Source organism: Candidatus Clostridium eludens (genome assembly GCF_045310515.1).
Taxonomy (GTDB): Bacteria; Bacillota; Clostridia; order Clostridiales; family Clostridiaceae; genus Clostridium_B; species Clostridium_B eludens.
The window spans coordinates 1-4,487 of record NZ_JBJHZX010000099.1 but is presented as its reverse complement, the minus strand read 5'-3'; the positions used below and the strand labels follow the sequence as shown (position 1 = coordinate 4,487).

4 protein-coding genes and 1 other annotated feature are annotated in these 4,487 nt (G+C 28.1%); of the genes, 3 read left to right on the top strand and 1 reads right to left on the bottom strand.

Annotated elements, in window-relative coordinates:
• The 3 genes from ACJDU8_RS25150 to ACJDU8_RS25140 form a co-directional block, all read left to right on the top strand.
• Nucleotides 1–534: hypothetical protein (locus ACJDU8_RS25150; RefSeq protein ID WP_406794930.1), on the top strand; the 534-nt coding region annotated here is incomplete at its 5' end.
• A 716-nt stretch (nucleotides 535–1,250) separates the two neighbouring features.
• Nucleotides 1,251–1,682 (top strand): Lrp/AsnC family transcriptional regulator, encoded by a 432-nt coding sequence (locus ACJDU8_RS25145; protein ID WP_406794929.1) that lies wholly within the window; start codon nucleotides 1,251–1,253, stop codon nucleotides 1,680–1,682.
• Between the two features lie 53 nt (nucleotides 1,683–1,735).
• Nucleotides 1,736–2,041 carry an NIPSNAP family protein gene (locus ACJDU8_RS25140; RefSeq protein ID WP_406794928.1) on the top strand — a complete coding sequence of 102 codons (306 nt, stop codon included), beginning with the start codon at nucleotides 1,736–1,738 and terminating at the stop codon, nucleotides 2,039–2,041.
• A 132-nt stretch (nucleotides 2,042–2,173) separates the two neighbouring features.
• Here the strand turns inward: ACJDU8_RS25140 and lysS are convergent, their stop codons facing one another.
• Nucleotides 2,174–3,694 (bottom strand): lysine--tRNA ligase, encoded by a 1,521-nt coding sequence (gene lysS / locus ACJDU8_RS25135; RefSeq protein ID WP_406794927.1) that lies wholly within the window; start codon nucleotides 3,692–3,694, stop codon nucleotides 2,174–2,176.
• An 85-nt stretch (nucleotides 3,695–3,779) separates the two neighbouring features.
• Nucleotides 3,780–4,035, bottom strand: a binding site (T-box leader).
• Nucleotides 4,036–4,487: the final 452 nt, after the last annotated feature.

Here is a 4,487-nt window from a genome sequence, read left to right as displayed (position 1 = left end):
GAATTCATGCCCCTAAAAAACCTCAAAATTTTTAGTAATGCGTTCCCCGTAAACATAAAAATAGCTTTCTTAAAGTCCTTACCTAAAGGTATCATGGGAGCTTGTGGTTTAATCTTAGATTTTTTTGAAGGTAGAGTTAATACCGATATAAATGAAAAAAATTATATGATAGTGTATATATCACAAGCTGAAATAGCAAAAGAATTTAGATTTAGTAGGGAATATATATCTCACTGTATTAATCGTATGGCAGAAAGTCCTATATGCCCATTTGTGAAGGTTAGACAGGGACTTAATAAAGCTAAGTATTACATAATGCAAAAGAAAAAAGAATTGGTATATTTATTAAAACAAATATACCAAGCACAGCAGAAGGAAGCTAAAGCTAAAAACATAGAAAAACAGGACAAGCAAAAGAGAAAATATGGGAAAAATAATAAAGGAAAAATATCTACATTTAATAATTTTAAGCCAAGGGAATACGATTTTGAAAAATTAGAACGACAGTTATTAGGATGGGAAGACTTAGAATAAAAATGCAAAAAAGTTAAAGAGATTATATAAGTTGCAACTTACATAATCTCAACACATACAGTAACAGAACAAAATTATCATTAACATTATAGCACTATTTTTAAAAGATTTCATCTTTTAAAAGTATTGAAGAAAGGTTTATTTGTGTTGTATAAAAATAGTTTTTATTTTGCATTTAAATTCAAAATATTATTGAAAATATAATTTCTAAATTAGTATTCAAAATCAAAAGTCAGTTATTCAGCCCTAAATATGTTCAAAATATTGTAAAATATCTTCATTTATCTTTGGATGTAAGCTGTATTTTTCAATAGTATAAGTCTTAGTTTACATCCAAATGTGGGTGTCAAATTAAATTAAAATGTGGGTACCAAATTACTCAAATATATATACTATTTATATTAATTATTAATATATGGTAGTAATGCAGGCGATCAAAAAGCTTATATTTATAAAATAATATTTAAGAAAAAGGTTCATTTATAATATATATGATAAAAGGTAAGCTTTTTGATCACCAAGTTGTTATTCTATTCTATTTTAAATTTTTATGTCTTACTAATCGTAATCGTAAAACATAAAATATGAAAATGTGATATTATAAATAGTAATAACTTATGGCTATTTACTAACTATAAGTTTCTAATAGGTTTATTTTTTTGCTATTAGTTATATATTATCAAAAATATGTTACTATATATAAAGGATGTGAGTTCATGGATGATATAGATAAAAAAATTCTTAAAGCACTTATTGGTAATGGAAGGGAATCGCATGAAAGTATAAGTAGAAAATTAAACTTGACTAGACCTGCGGTTCGCCAGAGGATTAAAAAGCTTGAAGGCCATGGGATAATTAAAAGGTATCAAGCTATAATTGATTGGGATAAGTTAAGCCAAAATATACATGTTTTTATATATTTGAAAATAAATGCAGTAGTGTTTAAAGATATTATTAAAAAAATTAAAAGCATTAATATTAATAGTGCATTTTTAGAGGAATGTTACAGATTAGCAGGTGAATGGTGCATAATGCTAAAAGTAAGAAGTACATCACCACAGAATATAACGGATTATATTGATGAATTATTAAAAATAGATGGAGTGGTAGGAACATCAACAACATTTATCTTATCTTCTATTGAATAACATCATATAAAAATTAATTCTAACAGAAAATTATTAATAAATGAGGTGAAATAATGATTACCAGTTATCTGAAATATGTAATTGACCCATATAAGCTAAATGAGTTTGAGAAATATGCAAAAGCATGGATATCACTTGTAAATTGTATGGGAGGCATTCATCATGGATATTTTATGCCACATGAAGGTGCTAATAATATCGCTTATGCTTTATTTAGCTTTCCTGACATGGCTAAATATGAGGAGTATCGAAAAAAAATTAGTACAGATAAGGAATGTCAATCAGCATTGGTCTATGCAGAAAGGACAAGATGTATTATTAGTTTTGAAAGAAGTTTCATGCGTCCAGTATTTGAATAAAGGGTATTAAGAACATAATATTTGTAGTATAAATATTATGTTCTTAATACTTATATCCGATAGAAAGACTAATATCAACATTCTTTATTAGTGATATTATTCCTTTTGGTTATAGTATATATTACTTTATTCTTACCTTTTAATTATAGGAAATGCGATAACATCTCTTATGGTATAGGAACCAGTAAGGAACATTATCATTCTATCAATACCTATTCCCAATCCCCCTGTCGGTGGCATTGCAGTATCGATGGCAACGGCGAATTCTTCATCCATTGGACTAGCCGTTTCCAGTCCCGCCCTTAGTTTTGACGCTTGTTCGTACAAAAGTATTCTTTGCTTTAATGGGTCATTAAGTTCTGAATAAGCGTTCCCAAGTTCAACACCATAAGCATAAGGTTCAAATTTTTCAATTAAATCAGGCTTATCTCTATGGCTTTTACAAAGTGGGGATGATTCTTTCGGAAAATCTATGACAAAGGTTGGCTGAATTAGCTTCTTTTCAGAATACTCTTCAAACAAATTAACTATTAGTTCGCCTTTAGAACATTTATCAATAACTAATCGTTCACTCTGGTTTTCTATTAAGAGATCATTATCTTTAATGCACTTAATAATTTCTTCTCTGGTAAGTGCCTCAACATCAATTCCTATATCATTTTTTACAAGGTCACACATCTTTTCTCTTTTCCATGGAGCTTTAAAATCAATTTCCACGTCTCCGTACTGAATCTTTGTTGTTCCGTTAACTTTATTAAATACATATTCGTATATATTCTCCATAAGTTCCATCATGTCATTGTAGTCAGCATAAGACATATAGCATTCAAACAAGCTAAATTCTGGATAATGTGTTCTATCAATTCCCTCATTTCTAAAAGCTCTTGCAAAAGTATAAACTCTTTCAATTCCTCCAACTATAAGTCTTTTTAAATATAATTCTGGAGAGACGTTCATATATACATTACAATCTAATGCGTTAACAAAGGTTGTAAATGGCTTTGCTTCTCCTCCGCCGTATTTAGTATCTAGAATAGGGGTATCTGCTTCAATAAAATTCAAATTGTTTAAATATTCCCTAACAGCTGTTATTGCTTTTGAATGTTTTATAAATCGTTCTCTAACATCTGCATTCATTATCATGTCTAGTGAACGATGCCTTTGTCTTAGGTCAGCATCTTGAATACCATGATATTTTTCAGGAAGTGTTCTAATAGATTTCGATAATAATTGAAACTTATTTACCCTAATAGTGATTTCACCTGTTTTAGTCTTAAATACAGTTCCATCAACTCCGATAATATCTCCTACATCAATTAATTTTAAGATTTCATAACTTTTAGCACCTATTAGCCTTTTACTTAAGAATATTTGTATATTTCCTTTTTCATCTATAATATTGGCAAATGTAGCATTTCCCATCCTTCTTATTAGCATAACTCTTCCTGCTAATGTGAATTTTTGTTCTTCTTTTATATTTCTAAAGTTATCAAAAATATCCTTAGTATGAGTTATATCTTTGTAGCTATAAGGATATGGATTAACCCCCAATTCATAAAGCTTATTTAACTTTTTAACTCTTTCCACTACAAATTCATTTGAATCTGGCATTATCTTTTCTAAGTTTTCTATACTTTCAAATTCCTTATACATTTTAGCTATACCACCTTTAAATATTTATTTATGATTTAATAGATTTTTAGATAAATAAAAAAACCTTCACCTCCAAGATTTTAATCTTGAGGACGAAAGTTATATATTCGTGGTACCACCTCAGTTTATCCATATGTCGCCATATAGACCTCTTCAAGTACATAATTAATTGTATACTCTATAACTTATAACGGGTTATACCGTCACAGCCTACCTCTAAAAACTAGACTCGGTGTGCAACTCTGAGACCTTTTTCAATAAAAAAATTCTTACTCATTCTCACCTTTTAGAGTTCTCTGTAAATTCATACATTTATCTACTTTTCTCTTCATAGTCTTTAAAACATTATAACATAAAAAGCCATATATGTGTATGTTTTCATATTATTATTTGAGTGAATAACTAGTAGTTATCATATAATAAGTTTAACTGACTGTTTTTTTATATGCTTATTTTGGGAAAACTGATTATATTTACATTGCTTTGTAAAAATTAAATGCTGTAATATTATAATAAATAGGGGATACCTTGTAGTAATAAATATATAATGCAAAAATGTATATATGCTTATTTATTAAAAGAGAAAAATAGCGTTAGAATATTAGTATTAGGATAATATAGTATGAATAATTTTACAAAACATTTAGTTCATGCTTGTAAAATTATGCAGCTTATACTAAAATAATGTTAAAATTGTTGCTAGATGGAATTAGAACTATAGCTAGAGGTGTTAACTATGGAATTATTATTAATTCGTCATGGTTGTTGTGAGAATAATGGATGCATAGCAGGA